Raw genomic sequence first — 17493 nt, 5'->3', positions numbered from 1 at the left:
CCCCCGACCCCCCTCACCCCTCCCTGGCCCCCCTCCCACCACCAACCCCACAACACCCCACCACCCCCCCCCCCCCCCCCCCCACCCCCCCCCGCCCGGCGGCCCCGAGGCTCTGAACAAGGACCGGCGATGTCGGCAGTGAAATTTCCGAAAGCTCCATCAGACAAGAAAGCACTGGAAGAAAGCACGGTCTTTTCGCCGCGCTTCGATGTCAGCGGCCTCGTCACTGTCGTCGTCACCGATGCCGACGACGGCATGCTGCTGATGGTCGCGCATATGAACGCCGAAGCGCTGGCGCTGACGCTGGAAACCGGCATCGCCCACTACTGGTCGCGCTCGCGCAGTGCTCTGTGGAAGAAGGGCGAAACGTCCGGAAATGTCCAGAAAATCGTCGAGATGCTCACGGATTGTGACCAGGACGCCATATGGTTGCGCGTCAAAGTGATGGGCCACGACGCAACCTGCCACACCGGCCGGCGTTCCTGCTTTTATCGGACGGTGGGGCTGATCGATGGCAAGGGGACGCTTGCCAGCGATGGTAGCGGGCCGCTGTTCGATGCGGAAGAAACGTATCGAAAGCCCCATGAACCATCTATTTGAACCATTCGCCGAACTGCAATCACATATATTCATCATTTCGATACGGCCTGCCTATACATTAGCCGCGGGACAAGGGAGATTGTGATGCTCGAGTGGGCGTCATTGCGCAACAGACCTGACGTTCGGGAGGCGAACGGCCTCTCTTCACCCGCAGGTGCAGAAGCTCCCAAAAAAACCGCCATTTCACTGGCGTTGGGGGGCGGTTGCGCTCGCGGCTGGGGCCATATAGGCGTGCTGCGCGCACTCGACGAAGCCGGCATCGAAGTGTCGATGATCGCCGGCACCTCGATCGGCGCGCTGGTTGGCGGCTGTTATCTCGCCGGCAAGCTGGACGAGCTGGAAGAATTTGCCAGAAGCCTGACCAAACGGCGCATTTTCGGCCTTCTTGACCTCAATCTGCGCGGCAGCGGGTTGTTCGGCGGCATGAAGCTCGACGCGCGGCTGCGCGAGCACATGGCCGGCTTTCGCTTCGAGGATCTCTCGAAACCGTTCGTTTGCGTCGCTGCGGAAATCCACACTGGTCATGAAATCTGGTTGTCGAGCGGCTCGCTGACCACCGCCATGCGCGCCTCTTATGCGCTGCCCGGCGTGTTCGAACCGGTCACTTGCAACGGACGCGTACTGGTCGACGGCGCGCTGGTCAACCCGGTGCCGGTCTCGGTCTGCCGTGCCTACGAGCAGCCGCTGGTGGTCGCGGTGAACCTTCACTACGATCTGTTCGGCCGCGCCGCCGTCATCAAGCACAGCGCCGGCGAACTGGTCGTCGAAAAGGATGCACTCAGGTCCGGCCAGATCGATGCAGGGCACCAGTACCAAACACGGCTCGGCATCACCGGTGTTATGATCGAAGCCTTCAACATCATCCAGGACCGCATTTCGCGTGCGCGACTTGCCGGCGATCCGCCCGACATGTCGCTGCAGCCGAAGCTCAGCCATATCGGTCTGACCGAATTCCACCGCGCCGACGAAGCGATCCGCCTCGGCTATCAGGCGACGATGGCCCAGATCGGCGAACTGACCCGGCTGCAAACGGTTCTAGCTTAAATCATCGAAGGCTCGCGCAGAAGCGAAAAACCGGCTCTCAGGCGCTTGCGGCATCGACGATGCGGAACTGCACCGTGCGGTTGCCGTTCCAGTGATTGCCCGACAGCGAACCGGCGACATGCACGGGCTTGCCCCTGTTCTTGAACAGGAATTCGCCGAGCGTCGTATCGACGGCGCGAAAGGCGATCGCCTGGATGCGGCCGCCGCTTTCCGACTGCAACTCGGCGCGGATGTGATTGGTGCCGACCGGCCTTGCATCGGCAAGGCGATGGCGCGGCAGCGCGAAGACCGGCGCGACATGCCCGGCGCCGAACGGGCCGGCTTTCTCTAGCGCATCGAGCAGGCCGAGCGTCGCACCCTCGGCGGCCAGCGCACCGTCGATCGCCAGGCTTTCCTCGCCCTGCAGCCGGAACACGTCGGCAGCCGCACGTTCCTCGAAGAAGGCCCGGAGCGCGCCAAGTTTCGCCCGCTCCACCGTGATGCCGGCCGCCATGCCATGGCCGCCACCTTTGACGATCAGCCCGGCAATGGCCGCCTCGCGCACCAGCCGGCCAAGGTCGAAGCCCGACACCGAACGGCCTGAACCCGTGCCGACGCCGTTAGCGTTGAAGGCGATGGCGAAAGCGGGCCGGCGCGCATGGTCCTTGAGCCGTGAAGCCAGCAGGCCGACGATGCCCGGATGCCAGTTGGAGCTGGCGGTGACGACGATGGCCGGTCCATTGCCGCCGCCAAGCTCGGCATCGGCCTCGACGCGTGCCGCAGTCAGCATTTCCAGCTCCATCTGCTGCCGCTCCTGATTGAGCCGGTCCAGCGTCTCGGCGATGGTGCGGGCCTCGACGGGATCGTCGGTGGCGAGCAGGCGGCTGCCTAGCGCTGCATCGCCGATGCGCCCGCCGGCATTGATGCGCGGGCCGATCAGATAGGCCAGATGGAAGGTGCTGACCGGCTCGCCGATGCGCGAGACCCGCGCCAACGCGGCCAACCCCTCGTTCCTCTGCTGGCGCGCAATCTGCAACCCCTTCACCACGAAGGCGCGGTTGACGCCGGTCAGCGGCACCACGTCGCAAACGGTCGCCAGCGCCACAAGGTCTAGCAGGCCGAGCAGGTCCGGCGGTGCGGCATCCGGCAACCGGCCGCGCAGGATCTTCGCCGTCTGCACCAGAGCCAGGAAGACGACGCCGGCGGCACAAAGATGGCCCTGCCCCGAAAGGTCGTCCTCGCGATTGGGATTGACGACCGCAACCGCTGCCGGCAACAGACCGCCGAGTTGGTGATGATCGAGCACCACGACATCGGCGCCGGCAGCGTTCGCCGCGTCAATGGAGACGGCGCTGTTGGTGCCGCAGTCGACGGTGACGATCAGCGTCGCGCCACGCGAGACAAGTTCGCGCATGGCTTCCGGATTGGGTCCGTACCCCTCGAAGATACGGTCCGGTATGTAGATCTCCGCTGGCACGGAGAAATGCGTGAGAAACCGCTTGAGCAGCGCCGATGAGGCCGCGCCGTCGACGTCGTAGTCACCGAAGATCGCCACTCTTTCTCCAGTCACGATCGCTTCAGCGATGCGGGCGGCGGCCTTGTCCATGTCGGTCAGCGAAGCCGGGTCCGGCAAAAGATCGCGGATGGTCGGATCAAGGAACCGCTCGGTCTGCTCGGCGGTCACGCCGCGCCCGGCAAGCACGCGCGCGACGATGTCCGGCACGCCAAAGCCTTGCGCTATGGCAAGCGCAGTCATGTCCTGCCGCTCGGTCAGCCGGTGTTCCCAGGAAACACCTGATGCCGACTGCCTGACATCGAGGAAGATACGGTTTTCGCCCGTCATGCGACGCGCCGTCTGCGGATTGTCATTTCTCACAATATGCGACGGCTAGCCGAGTCGGGAATCAAAACTTTTCCAGATCCTGGTGCTTTGCCTTGATCTCGCGAACGGTGCGCGACGACGAGCGCAGCACGATCGTATGCGTGGTGATGGAATCGCGCCCGAACTTGACGCCGGCCAGCATGTTGCCGTCGGTCACGCCGGTTGCGGCAAACAGCACGTCACCGCGCGCCATGTCTTGCGTGCGGTAAACCCGCTTCGGGTCCAAGATGCCCATCTGCGCCGCGCGCGCCACCTTTTGCGGCGTGTCGAGGATCAGCCTTCCCTGCATCTGGCCGCCGGTGCAGCGCAACGCTGCCGCCGCCAGCACACCCTCCGGCGCGCCGCCGGTGCCAAGATAGATGTCGATGCCGGTTTCGTCCGGATCGGTGGTGTGGATGACGCCGGCGACGTCACCATCGCCAATCAGCCGGATCGCAGCGCCCGTGGCGCGCACGGCCTCGATCAGGCTGCCATGGCGCGGCCGGTCGAGGATGCAGGCGGTGATCTCCGGCACCGCCACGCCTTTGGCCCTGGCCAGGCTGGCGATGTTTTCGGCCGGAGAGGCATCGATGTCGATGACGCCGTCCGCATAGCCCGGGCCGACGGCGATCTTGTCCATATAAACGTCAGGCGCGAACAGGAGGCTGCCCTTTTCCGCAATGGCGATGACCGCCAGCGCATTGGGCAGGTTCTTGGCGCAGATCGTCGTGCCTTCGAGCGGATCGAGCGCGATATCGACTGCAGGGCCTTTGCCGGAGCCGACCTCTTCGCCGATATAGAGCATCGGCGCCTCGTCGCGCTCGCCCTCGCCGATCACCACCGTGCCGTTGATGGCGAGGCGGTTGAGCTCCTCGCGCATGGCGTCGACTGCGACCTGGTCGGCGGCCTTTTCGTCGCCGCGTCCGCGCAATCTGGCCGCCGCAACTGCGGCGCGTTCAGTGACACGCACCAGTTCCATGGTGAGTATCCGGTCAAGGCCGGCGACGATGTTCTGGGCAACGTTCATCGGTGGACAATCCTCGTTGGCACATTGCCTCCCGCCAGAGGCGCGCCGGTTGTGTCAAAGCTCCATGACAACAGCAAGACCTGGGCGGGCCTTTTTTGAAAACACAACGATATCAATCGATTGAAGGAAATAGAGAAATGCCTATTCCGCCCTCTCGATGCGGATGACCTGCGGCTTGTCGGTCAGATGGTCGTCCTTGGTGATGCCGTCGACGGCCTTGCGGACCGCCGCTTCCGTCGTCTCGTGGGTGACGAGGATCACCGTTTTCTGCAAGGCGGTATCCGGCCCGGCGGCGTGCTGCACGATCGATTCCAGCGAAATGTCGTTGTCGGCCATGCGCTTGGCGATGGCGGCAAAGACGCCGATGCGGTCATGCACGGTCAGGCGGATGAAATAGCCGCCGGCATGGCTGCGCATCTGCGCCTTCTTGTAAGGTCGCAATTCCTTCGCCGGCAGGCCGAAGACCGGACCGTGCTGGAAACCCGGCCGGCTCTTGGCGATGTCGGCAATGTCGCCGACCACTGCCGATGCGGTGGCGTTACCGCCGGCACCGGGACCGGAGAGCAAAAGCTCGCCAAGGATATCGGTCTCGATGGCCACCGCATTGGTGACGCCGTGCACCTGCGCGATGACCGAGGCCGTCGGCACCATGGTCGGGTGCACGCGCTGTTCGATCCCGCTTTCCGTGCGTTGGGCGACGCCGAGCAGCTTTATCCGGTATCCGAGATCGCCGGCCGCGCGGATGTCGGCCTGGCTGATGTTGGAAATCCCTTCCATGTAGATGTCGTTGGCCGCAATCCGCGTGCCGAAGGCAAGACTGGTCAGGATCGACAGCTTATGCGCGGTGTCGTGGCCCTCGATGTCGAAGGTCGGGTCGGCCTCGGCATAGCCCAGCCGCTGCGCGTCTTTCAGGCAGGCGTCGAACGACAGGCCCTCGGCTTCCATGCGGGTCAGGATATAGTTGCAGGTACCGTTGAGGATTCCGAAGACACGGGTCACCGAATTGCCGGCCATCGCCTCACGCATCGTCTTGATGACCGGAATGCCGCCCGCCACCGCCGCCTCGTAGTTGAGCAGCACGCCCTTCTTCTCGGCGATCTCGGCCAGCGCCACGCCATGCTTGGCGAGCAGCGCCTTGTTGGCGGTGACGACGTGGCGGCCGGTTTCAAGCGCTGCTTTCACGGATGATCTCGGCGGCCCCTCGTCGCCGCCGATCAGCTCGACGAAGACGTCGATCTCCGCGGTCTGCGCCATTGCGACCGGATCGTCGAACCACCTGACTGCGCTGAGATCGACGCCGCGGTCGCGTTTGCGATCGCGGGCCGAAACGGCTGACACGACGACCTCGCGGCCGCATTGCCGCGTCAGTTCCGCCGCCTTGTCGCGCAGCACGCGCGCCACCGACGCGCCGACTGTGCCGAGACCGGCGATTCCAACACGCAACGCTTCAGTCATTTGGAGAGTCTGCCCGCCAGCTAGAATTGATTTCGACCGCAACCAGATAGCCGTCGGGCCTTTGGGTCGCGGTCACTATAGTCCCCGGTTCAAACTCCCACACTTCATCGGCTGGTATCGGCTGGTCCAAGATGAGGTACGTGGTCTGATCAATTTGCCTTGCTTGCGCCGGTCGCCAAACCAAAACCGACTCATTAATCAGTCTGACATGAACGATAGCCTGAATGTTCATGCTGGCTGGCTTGGTCATCGGCTGTTGTTCAACCGCTCAACGATGCGCGGCGAGCGGCACCACATTGTTGGGCTGTTTGGCGCTGGACGCCAGGAAGCGCTTGATGTTGCGCGCCGCCTGCCGGATCCGGTGCTCGTTCTCGACCAGCGCGATGCGCACATGATCGTCGCCATGCTCGCCGAAGCCGACGCCCGGCGCCACCGCCACGTCGGCGTGCTCGATCAGAAGCTTGGAGAATTCGAGCGAACCGAGATGCTTGAACGGCTCCGGGATCGGCGCCCAGGCGAACATCGACGCCGCTGGTGCGGGAACAGTCCAGCCGGCGCGGCTGAAGGCATCGACCATGACGTCGCGGCGCTTATGATAGATGCCGCGCACTTCGGCGATATCGGCACCGTCGCCGTTGAGCGCGTGCGCGGCCGCCACCTGAATCGGCGTGAAGGCGCCGTAGTCGAGATAGGATTTGACCCTGGTCAGCGCCGAGATCAGCCGCTCGTTGCCGACGGCAAAACCCATGCGCCAGCCGGGCATGGAAAAGGTCTTCGACATCGAGGTGAACTCGACCGCCACGTCGATCGCGCCCGGCACCTGCAGCACCGAGGGCGGCGGATTGCCGTCGAAATAAATTTCCGAATAGGCAAGGTCCGACAGGATGATGATGTCGTTCTTCTTGGCGAAGGCCACCACCTCCTTGTAGAAATCAAGCGAGGCGACCTGCGCCGTCGGGTTCGACGGGTAATTGAGGATCAACGCCAGCGGCTTCGGGATCGAATGGCGGATGCCGCGCTCCAGCGCCGGAATGAAGCCGTCGTCCGGCTCCACCTGCAACGAGCGGATGACGCCGCCCGACATGATGAAGCCGAAAGCGTGGATCGGATAGGTCGGATTGGGGCACAGGATCACGTCGCCGGGCGCGGTGATCGCCTGCGCCATGTTGGCGAAGCCTTCCTTCGAGCCCAGCGTTGCCACCACTTGCGTGTCCGGGTCGAGTTTCACGCCGAAACGGCGGGCATAGTAATTGGCCTGGGCACGGCGCAGGCCCGGAATGCCGCGCGAAGAAGAATAGCGATGCGTGCGCGGATCGCGCACCACCTCGCACAATTTGTCGACGATGGCCTTGGGCGTCGGCAGATCCGGATTGCCCATGCCAAGGTCAATAATGTCGGCGCCGCGCGAGCGGGCACTGGCCTTCAGCCGGTTGACCTGCTCGAAGACGTAGGGCGGAAGCCGGCGGACCTTGTGAAATTCTTCCATGTCAATTCCAGAGGTGGTTTTCGGCGCGATATAACTCTATTTGCAGGTAGGGTCGAGGGCGGGATCGCATTTGGCTTCGATCTGCTTCAGCGCATCGGTGCCGTGCTTCTTTGCCAATGTGTTCAGCGCAGCCGGGTTCGCGACCTTGACCGCGCCGCCTTTTGACCCCTGCGCCTGCTCGGCCGCCTTCAACTGGGCGAGCTTGGCGTTCTTTTCCGCCTCGGTGAATTGCTCCGCCGCCGCCTGCGGCGGGATATTCAGGTTCGGATAGGTCCCGGTGTTCTTCGGCCCGTCGGTAGACGCGACAGGCGTGGCGCCCTCGATGTTGGTGCTCGAACAGCCTGATATCGCCAGCAAGATGACCGCCGCACCCATGCGGCAAATACGACCAGTGCCAGAAAAAACAGTGTCGCCAATATTAATCGTCATATTGTTTCCCTGGCAGCCGAGGTAGAGCGCGTTGGACCCTGTCGGATGTCTCATGATAATATGTCAAGAAAACGCTTCGGGAGGAACCCCGCGAACCATGTCCAAAACACCCGATTCGGGCAAAGCGGAAGATGACCAGCCTTCGACGGTCGAGCAATATCTGGTGAAGAACCCGGAACGCTTCGCCTTGAACATGGCGCGCATGATCGAGCAGGCCGGCAAGGCGGCCTCCGCGTGGGCTGAGCCGCGGGAAAAAGGCGAGGTGCGCGATCATGTCGCCGAGCCGGTCGTCGACATGGTGAAAACCTTCTCCAAGCTTAGCGAATACTGGCTTTCCGATCCGCAGCGCGCGCTGGAGGCGCAGACGCGGCTGTTCTCCGGCTACATGACCGTCTGGGCCAACTCGATCCAGCGTCTCAGTGCCGGCGGCGAGGATGCCGACGACGCGGTCAAGCCCGAGCCCGGCGACAAGCGTTTCCAGGACCCGGAATGGGGCCGCAACGCTTTCTTCGATTTCCTCAAGCAGGCCTATCTCGTCACCTCGCGCTGGGCGGGCGAACTGGTCGAGCACGCCGATGGCCTGGACGAGCACACCCGCCACAAGGCCAGCTTCTACGTCAAGCAGGTGTCCAACGCCATCTCGCCGTCGAATTTCATCCTGACCAACCCGGAGCTGTTTCGCGAGACCATCGCTTCGAACGGCGAAAACCTTGTGCGCGGCATGAAGATGCTGGCCGAGGACATCGCCGCCGGCAAGGGCGACCTGAAACTGAGGCAGGCAGATTACTCGTCCTTCGAGATCGGCAAGAACCTGGCCACGACACCCGGCAAAGTGGTGGGCCGCAGCGATGTCGCCGAGATCTTGCAATACGATCCGGCGACCGAGACCGTGCTCAAGCGGCCGCTGCTGATCTGCCCGCCATGGATCAACAAATTTTACATTCTCGATCTCAACCCGCAAAAATCCTTCATCCGCTGGGCGGTCGAGCAGGGTCACACGGTCTTCGTCATCTCCTGGATCAACCCGGACGAGCGCCACGGCACCAAGAGCTGGGAGGCCTATATCAGGGAGGGCCTGCAATACGGCCTGGACACGATCGAAAAAGCCACCGGTGAAAAGGACGTCAACGCCGTCGGCTATTGCGTCGGCGGCACGCTTCTGGCGGCGGCCCTGGCGCTGATGGCGCAGGAAGGCGACCACCGCATCAAATCGGCCACCTTCTTCACCACGCAGGTCGATTTCACCTATGCCGGCGACCTGAAAGTGTTCGTCGACGAGGAGCAGGTCGCGGCCGTCGAAAAGACGATGAACGAGAAAGGCTATCTCGACGGCACCAAGATGGCGACCGCCTTCAACATGCTGCGCTCGGGCGACCTGATCTGGCCCTATGTCGTCAACAACTACATGCGCGGCAAGGATCCCCTGCCCTTCGACCTGCTCTACTGGAATGCCGATTCGACCCGCATGGGCGCGGCCAATCATTCCTTCTACCTGCGCAATTGCTATCTCGAGAACAGACTTTCGCAAGGCATGATGGAGCTGGCGGGCCGCGTGGTATCGCTGAAGGATATCACCATCCCGGTCTACAACCTCGCCTCGAAGGAAGACCATATCGCGCCGGCGCTTTCGGTTTTCCTCGGCTCCAAGTATTTCGGCGGCGAGGTTGACTACGTCATGGCCGGCTCCGGCCACATCGCCGGCGTCGTCAATCCGCCGGCGGCGCAGAAGTATCACTACTGGACCGGCGGCAAGCCGGCGGGCGACTTCGACCAGTGGATCGCCGAGGCCACCAACCACCCCGGCTCCTGGTGGCCGCACTGGCAACGCTGGATCGAGGCCAAGGACAACACCCGCGTGCCGGCCCGCAAACCCGGCAAGCACATGAAAACCCTGGGCGACGCGCCAGGCACCTATGTCAAGGTGCGTGTGTAACCTTCTGTAATGTGTGGTGAGTTGACGCGCCGCCAAAAGAGGAGGAAATGGTGTCGTCAACCCTTAACTAGCCCCGATTCCTCTCTAGCCGTCGAAATACTCTGGGGCTTGCGGATTTGACACAGGTCTCGTTTCCGTTCGGGGACAAGGAATTATTTCGGCGAGACGTTGCGACGTCGCGCCAATGATTTACCGGCCGGACCTCGAGGGGGAATTTGGTTTTGAAATCAGCAGGATCGCGCCTCGCGAAGGGAGAAAGCCGCGCCATTGCGGCCGCGCTTTTCTCCGTGCTCCTGGCGTCCTGCACCTCGGCCGGCGGCGACCCGTCCCTGTCGGTCGGCATGCCCGGTTATAACGCCTCTGCTACGGATATCAGCACGGCCTCTGGCAACCAACAGGTCGCCGCTGATTCGTCGTCGCAGATCACGACTTCACAAATGACGATGACCGCCAAGGGCGATGCAAGCCTTCCCGAGCAGGTCGCTTATGTGCCAGTGGCCAAGCCGGGAACCCAGGCCGGAGCCAAGTCCGATGCCGGCTTCCCCGTGGCGGCGCCTGCTGCAGCCGAGGCGACTGCGGACCAGACGCCGCAGCCACAGGAACAGTCCGCGCAAACGGTTGAGCAGGCCGACGCTGCTACGCAGAAGACAGAAGCAGCCGATGCCGGCACGGCCGCGCCGAAGTCCAAGGCCGAGGCCTCCGCGCCGGCGATGAACAATCCGGTCTATGTGACCGCCGGAGAGCCGCAACCGCAGGCCTATGCGCCGAAGAAGAAGGGGTTCCTCGCCTCTCTGTTCAGCGCCACGCCCGCGTCGGCGTCACCTGCTCCGCAGGCCAACAACAGGTCGGGCGAGCAACCGGCGACCGCTCAGCCCAAGGCGGAAGCGGCAAAACCGACCATCACTTTGGCCTCGGCCAAAGCGGCTGAAAAGCCGGTGCAACTGGCTTCGATCGGCGATACCAGCCATTTCACCGATGACGCGCTGCCTGGCGTACGCAAGACCGCACTCTTCGAGATCAAGCGCAAATCCGGTCTCGACGACGACAGCGACGTCGATCTGAACGAGGATGAAGGCGGCGCCTATCAGATGGCATCCGCCGCCGGGCTTGCCCGGCTGGCGCCCAACGGTCTTTTGAAGCAGACCGAGAATGTCGACGTTGCCTGCCTGAAACCTTCGCTGGTCCGCGTGCTGAAGACGATCGAGGGCCACTACGGCAAGAAGATGATCGTCACCTCCGGCTATCGTGACCCGGCCCGCAACCGCCGCGCTAACGGCGCCAAGAATTCGCTGCACATGTACTGCGCCGCCGCCGACATCCAGGTTCCAGGCGTCTCGAAAGCGCAACTGGCAAGCTACATCCGCAGCATGCCCGGGCGCGGCGGCGTCGGCACCTACTGCCATACCGAATCCGTTCACATCGACGTCGGCCCCGAGCGCGACTGGAACTGGCGCTGCCGCCGGCGGCGGTAACGGCTGGTTCTTCCTCTCGTTTACACAAAGTCCGCAGTGTGCCGTCTCAGGACGGCATGCGATGGCGCGTAGAACCGGGCTAAATCGCCGAAAATGCGCGGTTTTGCGGCCACTGAAAAAAGTTGTCGCAGGCGGCGGCAGACGGGTTGCCGGTTTGGTGCAACGCAACTATAAGCGCTCACATCTGAGCGCGCCCATCGTCTAGCGGTCAGGACACCGCCCTTTCACGGCGGTAACAGGGGTTCGATTCCCCTTGGGCGTACCAGAGATTTCAAGCACTTAGCTGAAAATCCCGCTCCCCTGTCCAATATTTGGCCAATTTCCTCCTGGCTTTGTCGAGCCAGCCGATTCCTGTCACACTCCCTCTCGTCAGCAACGGAGGGGCGAAAATGACAGACTGGGATCACAACCGAAAATTTCGGTACACGAAAGATGCGCCACCGCTCCCGCCACCCTCGTTTCGCATGGTGCTTCTCGCGCTCTGCCTTGATCTTGCCTTGCGCAAGCAGCAACAGGCCATCAAGCTAACGAGCCCGCCACCGTGAGGCAGCGGGGCCGTCTGGACAATTTGTCCACTCGGTCAGTGGCGCTCTGCCGGTCCTTCGTTCACCGCAAGACAATCACCAATTTTGAGACCGGCAAGTCCGGGAGCGATCCAGACACGCTTGTTAAACTTCAACGAGCGCTCGAAGCAGCCGGCGTCGAGTTCATCCCGGAGAATGGCGGCGACGCCGGCGTGAGGCTGAAGAAGGATTGACGCGCCGCCCGTGCCCGCCCGATCAGGACGCTTCCTGCACTTCCTCGACTTGTGGCGTCACGGGTGCAGGATTAATGACGTAGGTGTTCGAGGTCAGGTCGCTAGTAGATCGGATGATGATGCCGTCGTCTCTTAATCGGGCAAACGTTGCTCTTGCGATACGCATTGGCTTGCCTTTGGCATCTGCGGCTGTGACTTTGTTCGACCAGGGAACGTGAGTGATGGTGTCAACGCGCTTGAGAAAGCGCTTTTCCGTCTCGGTCAACTCGATCACGCGCGTTCCTCCATATCGTTGGCAGCGTTTGGTTGGCCGGTAACGCCGATGATGCGACTCCGTTCCAAGGACCCAAAGGCAGACAGGTGCATGGTCGCTGCCTATGTCGAGAAACTCACAGTGGACCACCTTGAGGCTAAGGGCTTCCTGCCGAAAGGCGCAGCAGAATGGCTATGCTGGTCACCGTCAGCCGGGAGGAGTGTAGAGCGGCTCTCTGCATCGATGAACCAAGCACTGGCCATCGCGCGTCGGCACAAACCCTACCGCTGGGATTTCCGACCAGTCGCACGCATTGCTGTACTGGCGGACGTAGAGGGCATAGGTGTTCGGGCCGGTGGTCAGCACCGCCGAGCCATGGCTCTGGATTAGCGCCTGCGTCTGTTGGCAGGTCATGGCGCGGGTGTCCGGCCTGGCCTGGGCGAGGGTTGTGAAGGCAAGCGTGACCGCTGCCGACGTCAACGCAATCCGGCGAATGGACATGACGAGACTCCCATGATGAGCCATTTGGTTGACAAACTCGCATGTCGCAGGGCAGCTGTGCAATGGCGGCCTCCAAATCGGAATTCCGGACTGGAGCAAACCGCCCGCCCCGTGCGAACTGACGGCGTGCCGCTGGAGCCCGCAACCGAGGACGCTCTCAACTCCATCGCGGCTGAAAATTGGCCGGGCGGATCTCATTCAAATCGTGCTGCGCGAATGGCTGGAAACCAACGCTTATCTGCCAGTCCGAACGATCGACGAGGAAAGCGAAACAGACGGCAGCCTGTAGGCTGGGACTCGACCGGGATGTAGAAGACCCGCCGCTACATTTGCGAAGCGACGGGACCCCCATGAGTGCCGTGCATTGGGGTACCCGGCATTGCTGACCATGCAATTGCGATACCAGACATATTGACCCATCGCGGGGCACTTTGGCTTCTACACAGCGGAATTGCCGCCGACGTACTTTTTTACCGCAAGAAGTTTCGGGAACGCTTGCTCGTCTCGAGGGTTGGGATGCAGGAGATGCAGGCGTGGCCAAGAAGCCGTCCATCGCCGGAATATTGCGACTGACCTCTGACCAACTGAAGAGGATCCGGAAACGCGTCGCTAGTGGCGGCCATGTGGACCAGATGCAAGAGGTCGATGCCCTGGTGGGCCTCGCTAAAGAAATGGCCGACCGGCAACTGGCCGGGTTAGAAAGCCCGGCAGATGAAAACGATGGCTCTGTGCAAGACGGTGATGGTGCAAAGGACTGAGCGCCGTCGACCGTCTCCTCACATTCCGCGATCACGGAATTACCCAAAGCGCCAAGTTCGGTACTTTCCAACGGCGGACCCCAATCCGCCCGGCCGGCGCCCTACGCGCAACCTACCCCAACGCCCCGCCCAAGCGGCGCCGGCCACTTTCAGCCCTCGTTCGAAAGTTGGCTTGCAATCGCGATTGCGCGCCCGCTGCTGACCTTCGTAGTGTGGAATGCATGTGAAGAACGCCTGCCGGCGGTCACGGCCGGCAGCCTTGCAATTTGAGCAGACAAGAGCCCGGCCAGGTCGTCATGCATCGAGTCGTGGTCACGGCCGAGCCTGTCAATCAGCGCCTGGATATCCAGCTTTGTCGATTTGCAGCACATCGGGTGCGCACAATTGACATAGATGGTTTCGCGGGCGGCCAGAGTGTCGGCGAGGGTCCTTTGGGGCATTGGCGATCTCCGTTGAAGGGGCTCGCCGCAACGGAGAGGATTATATTCCTGAGACCTGTGTGGACGCGAGCGGGTCTGTTACCTAAAGCCAACCATTTCGGCCGGCTATGTACATCCATGCACCAGAAATGAAGGTTGCAGCGCCCAAAATAGCGCCGAGATAGAGCCGGCCTTCGCGGGACGGACCGGCGCCTAAATAGAAGGCCGTTGCGAGGAGCAGCAAGCCAACGCACATGATGCCCATCCCAATTCTTCGCATATAGCCCTCAGTTCCCTTATTCTTCTCGGAAATCCTGCAGCGAAGCATGCCGCAAATCCTCGCCGCGTAGGTGCTTCACGCGGCCGATCAACCCCCGGCTTAACCCATTGTGTCGCCGGCCGCTTCGAGGTCCAGTCGAGACCGCGGCGGGTGAAAATCCGCGCACCGCCGGCGTCGATGATGATCTGGGAACGGTAGCCGTCGAATTTGGCTTCATGCATCCAGTCATCGCCTTGGGGCGGCTTTGCTACCAAGGTGGGCATCATCGGCGGGACAAACTTCAAACGCATGCATTGACTCGCAAAACCGCGACTCACTTAACATGCGCTTAATTAGTTCCGATTTTAACGAAACGTTGACCGCGCTGTCCTATTCTGGGACAGCGCGGTTAACCCCAAGGGCTGCGCAGGCGGCTCCGGCAATTCAGCACCCCGCCTCACTGTCGGAGCCGCTTCCACACTCCTCTAGAATACCAGCAATGGTTGAATCAACTCTTACCGCACGTGCTTTCCAGTGCGCTTTCCCAGTCGTTAAACTTTGATGGAGTCAGGGCCTCGCCTTCACGGTTTGACGCTGAGACAGTCGATCTCAGCGAGGAAGCATGAACGGCCAAGATAACATCTGCAACGCCTGGGCCGCCTCAAAATGGTTCGCATGGCTATTGAACAGACCTGTCCAGCCGGTGTGCTGCCGAGCGAAGAAGCTGTCCTGTTGCTCTACGGCCCCGAGCCTATCCACAAGGGCGAAGCACTCGCGAAGGCAATCATTGAGACCGTCGAAAGGCTGAACCGGTGCCCGGACGCTAGCGCCCCAGCGGCAGCTTGGAAGTCGAGAAGAGTTCTTCCTCGGCCGTAATGCCAGCCGAGCAGTTTGCAAGGATTCGGGATGCCAGCGCTTCGTGCCGCTGTTCGGATTGCCCCTCGATCTTGAGCCGGTCGAACACGCGACCCAGCAAGGCGACGTCGGACGGATTAAAGATGCCAGCCTCTCTAGCTCTCCGATAAATCGGCATGTGTCCCTCCCAGATGAACTTGCGGAGCTAATCCGACTTCGCAACTTGCTCAAAGCAAAAAAGCCCGTCGCACCTGGCTTGGATTAGGGCTCGCTATCAAAATCGGCGTGGCTCCTCTGACTGTGCACGGCGAAGCCGGCCCCATGAGGGGATTCGGTCCGATCCTCCACCGGACCTAAGTCTAATCTGTTCGCAAAACAGGCAAAGACGTATCGCCACTCGGAACCGCGGCGGCGCGCAGTCGTTGCTATGGTCCTTTCAACGTGCCGTTCGCTTGAACCCGGGTAGGAATACGGAAATGGAAGACCACCAGAATCGTTTGTCGGTCGACGAGTACTACGAGATAGAACATTTCGCGCGAGAGAATGGAATCTCGCCGACCCAGGTCAGCAAGCTGATCAAAAAGAACGGCAATGATCGGTCAGCCCTGACAAAAGCCGCGAGGGCGCTGCGAGAGCAGAAGTGAGATACCGGACGAACAACGAAGCCACCGGTCTGGCGGAGAGCGCGGGCCCGATCGGGTTTGCTTCCTGACTGGCAGCTTTAGACGCCCTTTCACGGCGGTAACAGGGGTTCGGTTCCCCTCGGGCGTACCAGAGATTTCAACTGGCATGGCAATAGAGTATCAGATCCCAGTGCACGCAGCCGTAGTCGTCGCCAAGGCGGTCCATGAGAGGCCTGGATGTCAATCCCTATTGGGCCGCACCTAAATTCCAGATATCCCGGTGCAGGCGCCATGTCCCGTCGTCGCCCTTTTTCCAGACGACGATGTCCTTGCCCGCAACGGTGGAGAGCGCGCCGTCTTTGCTCGGCACATCGAGCGTAAATGCGCCAACTTGGTAGGCGAGGTTTGCGCTCGCGGTGGGACAGCCAAAGTGCCGGTCGGACGGAACACAATAATCTACCGCGAAGCCTTCGTCCTCGATCAGACGGCCCTGTCGGACTTTTCCGCGATCCCGCGACGCCAGTATGATCTGTATTTCGCCGCGGGATTTCCAGAAAGACGATTGATGGCCGGCACGGGAACGGCCCGGCCAATGTTCTTCGAGGTGAACAAAGGCCGGGCCTGATCTAGTTTCCCGCCCGTAGCTCCTTCAGGTCACAGCGAATGATGCTGCCATGGGAAATGGCTGGCGAGCTGCGTTTGAGCTGCGTCTCCCGTTCCGTCGCTGTCCACGGAGAGCGACCCGGTTGAGCTGTCGTAACTGACATGGTCGGAACGATCATGCGCAGCCGTACCAGCAGACGGGGCGTCGGAAAGCCCTCCCGACTTGAGCCCGTCAAAGAAGGCCTGGTCGAACTGAGGCTTGTCCTGCAGCTTTTCCTGGAGCCAGCTGAAGTCGAAGCCGTCGTGACCTCCGCGGCCGGACATGATCTCGGCGCCGCCGCCCTTGCTGGCATTGGCGCCGACATTTTCATTGTCCTCGACGGTGTGGGCGAACCCGTTGCCGGCCGCCTTGTCGTGTGAACCGGCGAGAGACTCCGAGCCGCCAGAAAGGGCGGCCAGCACCCGATCGACACTGCTGCCTGCCTTTTCGCCGGCATTGTCGACATGGGAGGTGTCGTCGTGGTCCGCCGCCCAGTCTGCGCCGGCGGCTGCATGGGTCGCATCGACACCACGGACAGCATGAACACCGCCATTGCTGGTCGTGGGGCGGGAAGCGGCGGCCTCAGTGGAACTGCCATCGCTGGTGGTGGCGTCGGAAGCGGCGGCCGCCGTAGCGCTGTCGTCGCTGATGGTGGTGTCGGAAGCGGCGGTCGCAGTAACGCTGTCGTCGCTGGTGGTGGTGTCGGAAGCGGAGGACGCAGTAGCGCTGTCGTCGCTGGTGGTGGTGTCGGAAGCGGCGGCCGCAGCAGCGCTGTCGTCGCTGATGGCGTCGACAGGGACAGTCACGGTAGAGCTGTCATCCGTGACGTCGGAAGCGGCGGTCCCAGCGGTGCTGAGATTGTGTTCCCGGAAGACGGCCTGCAGTTCCGGCGAGCTTTCAAGCGCGACGTCGCCTTCCTGCGAACCCCAGGCATAGGCAAAGTCGAATTCGGGCGACGGAACCAGTGCGTCCCATCGGTCCATCATCGTCTGCAGCTGATCCGCCGTCGGCATGACGTATTTGCCGCCCGTGTTGGTCGTCCAATTGCCGCCGCCAAAGGTCTGATGGATCGGAACGATCTGGCTGGTCGGGATGCCCGACTCCACCGCAGCAGCCACGGTTCTGTCGATCATGTCGTA

General features: G+C 62.2%; 17 protein-coding genes, 1 tRNA gene and 1 pseudogene. 10 read left to right on the top strand and 9 right to left on the bottom strand.

Annotated features, from left to right (window positions below):
* Positions 1–129 precede the first annotated feature (129 nt).
* On the top strand, positions 130–600 hold the full coding sequence (hisI, locus tag NKH12_RS26600) for a phosphoribosyl-AMP cyclohydrolase (protein ID WP_352955872.1): 471 nt from the start codon (positions 130–132) through the stop codon (positions 598–600).
* An 84-nt stretch (positions 601–684) separates the two neighbouring features.
* Positions 685–1644, top strand: a complete 960-nt coding sequence (locus NKH12_RS26595; protein ID WP_352955871.1) for a patatin family protein — start codon at positions 685–687, stop codon at positions 1642–1644.
* A gap of 37 nt (positions 1645–1681) precedes the next feature.
* On the opposite strand, the gene recJ is transcribed toward NKH12_RS26595, so the two are convergent.
* From recJ to NKH12_RS26570, 5 genes are all read right to left on the bottom strand, one after another.
* Entirely contained in the window at positions 1682–3466 is a 1785-nt protein-coding gene (gene recJ, locus NKH12_RS26590; protein WP_352955870.1) for a single-stranded-DNA-specific exonuclease RecJ, read from the bottom strand.
* A 61-nt stretch (positions 3467–3527) separates the two neighbouring features.
* A complete protein-coding gene (gene glpX / locus NKH12_RS26585; protein WP_352955869.1) occupies positions 3528–4511 on the bottom strand; it encodes a class II fructose-bisphosphatase in 984 nt (327 codons plus the stop codon).
* Between the two features lie 141 nt (positions 4512–4652).
* Positions 4653–5966: a homoserine dehydrogenase gene (locus tag NKH12_RS26580; RefSeq protein WP_352955868.1), complete on the bottom strand. Its 1314-nt coding sequence runs from the start codon at positions 5964–5966 to the stop codon at positions 4653–4655.
* A gap of 268 nt (positions 5967–6234) precedes the next feature.
* Positions 6235–7452 (bottom strand): LL-diaminopimelate aminotransferase, encoded by a 1218-nt coding sequence (locus NKH12_RS26575; RefSeq protein WP_352955867.1) that lies wholly within the window; start codon positions 7450–7452, stop codon positions 6235–6237.
* 36 nt (positions 7453–7488) lie between these two features.
* Positions 7489–7881, bottom strand: coding sequence for a hypothetical protein (locus tag NKH12_RS26570; RefSeq protein ID WP_352955866.1), 393 nt, complete (start codon positions 7879–7881; stop codon positions 7489–7491).
* Positions 7882–7978: 97 nt separating this feature from the next.
* Here NKH12_RS26570 and phaC point away from each other — a divergent pair, with 97 nt between their 5' ends.
* The 4 genes from phaC (at position 7979) to NKH12_RS26550 (ending at position 12043) form a co-directional block, all read left to right on the top strand.
* Entirely contained in the window at positions 7979–9814 is a 1836-nt protein-coding gene (phaC, locus tag NKH12_RS26565) for a class I poly(R)-hydroxyalkanoic acid synthase (RefSeq protein WP_352955865.1), read from the top strand.
* A gap of 215 nt (positions 9815–10029) precedes the next feature.
* Positions 10030–11286, top strand: a complete 1257-nt coding sequence (locus NKH12_RS26560; protein ID WP_352955864.1) for a YcbK family protein — start codon at positions 10030–10032, stop codon at positions 11284–11286.
* A 190-nt stretch (positions 11287–11476) separates the two neighbouring features.
* Positions 11477–11551, top strand: a tRNA-Glu gene (locus NKH12_RS26555).
* A gap of 303 nt (positions 11552–11854) precedes the next feature.
* The gene (locus NKH12_RS26550; protein ID WP_352955862.1) at positions 11855–12043 is read left to right on the top strand and encodes a hypothetical protein; all 189 of its coding nucleotides are present in this window, start codon (positions 11855–11857) and stop codon (positions 12041–12043) included.
* Between the two features lie 22 nt (positions 12044–12065).
* Here the strand turns inward: NKH12_RS26550 and NKH12_RS26545 are convergent, their stop codons facing one another.
* Positions 12066–12317, bottom strand: a complete 252-nt coding sequence (locus NKH12_RS26545; RefSeq protein ID WP_287247135.1) for a hypothetical protein — start codon at positions 12315–12317, stop codon at positions 12066–12068.
* Positions 12318–12503: 186 nt separating this feature from the next.
* Positions 12504–12797 carry a hypothetical protein gene (locus tag NKH12_RS26540; protein ID WP_352955861.1) on the bottom strand — a complete coding sequence of 98 codons (294 nt, stop codon included), beginning with the start codon at positions 12795–12797 and terminating at the stop codon, positions 12504–12506.
* A 28-nt stretch (positions 12798–12825) separates the two neighbouring features.
* On the opposite strand from NKH12_RS26540, the gene NKH12_RS26535 reads away from it, so the two are divergent.
* A complete protein-coding gene (locus tag NKH12_RS26535) occupies positions 12826–13086 on the top strand; it encodes a hypothetical protein (RefSeq protein WP_352955860.1) in 261 nt (86 codons plus the stop codon).
* A 244-nt stretch (positions 13087–13330) separates the two neighbouring features.
* Positions 13331–13555 (top strand): hypothetical protein, encoded by a 225-nt coding sequence (locus tag NKH12_RS26530; RefSeq protein WP_352955859.1) that lies wholly within the window; start codon positions 13331–13333, stop codon positions 13553–13555.
* A gap of 1501 nt (positions 13556–15056) precedes the next feature.
* Here the strand turns inward: NKH12_RS26530 and NKH12_RS26520 are convergent.
* The gene (locus NKH12_RS26520; RefSeq protein ID WP_352955857.1) at positions 15057–15266 is read right to left on the bottom strand and encodes a hypothetical protein; all 210 of its coding nucleotides are present in this window, start codon (positions 15264–15266) and stop codon (positions 15057–15059) included.
* 298 nt (positions 15267–15564) lie between these two features.
* Here NKH12_RS26520 and NKH12_RS26515 point away from each other — a divergent pair, with 298 nt between their 5' ends.
* Together NKH12_RS26515 and NKH12_RS26510 are read left to right on the top strand one after the other, a co-directional pair.
* Positions 15565–15732 (top strand): DUF3606 domain-containing protein, encoded by a 168-nt coding sequence (locus tag NKH12_RS26515; RefSeq protein WP_352955856.1) that lies wholly within the window; start codon positions 15565–15567, stop codon positions 15730–15732.
* Between the two features lie 409 nt (positions 15733–16141).
* A complete protein-coding gene (locus NKH12_RS26510) occupies positions 16142–16336 on the top strand; it encodes a hypothetical protein (RefSeq protein WP_352955855.1) in 195 nt (64 codons plus the stop codon).
* 29 nt (positions 16337–16365) lie between these two features.
* On the opposite strand, the pseudogene NKH12_RS26505 reads toward NKH12_RS26510, so the two are convergent.
* Positions 16366–17493: pseudogene (locus NKH12_RS26505) on the bottom strand (calcium-binding protein); the annotation flags it as partial.

Origin of the sequence: Mesorhizobium sp. M1322 (assembly GCF_040318085.1) — a bacterium.
Lineage (GTDB): Bacteria > Pseudomonadota > Alphaproteobacteria > Rhizobiales > Rhizobiaceae > Mesorhizobium.
Note: the sequence above shows the minus strand (reverse complement) of the source record. Positions and strands in the feature narration are given on the sequence as shown.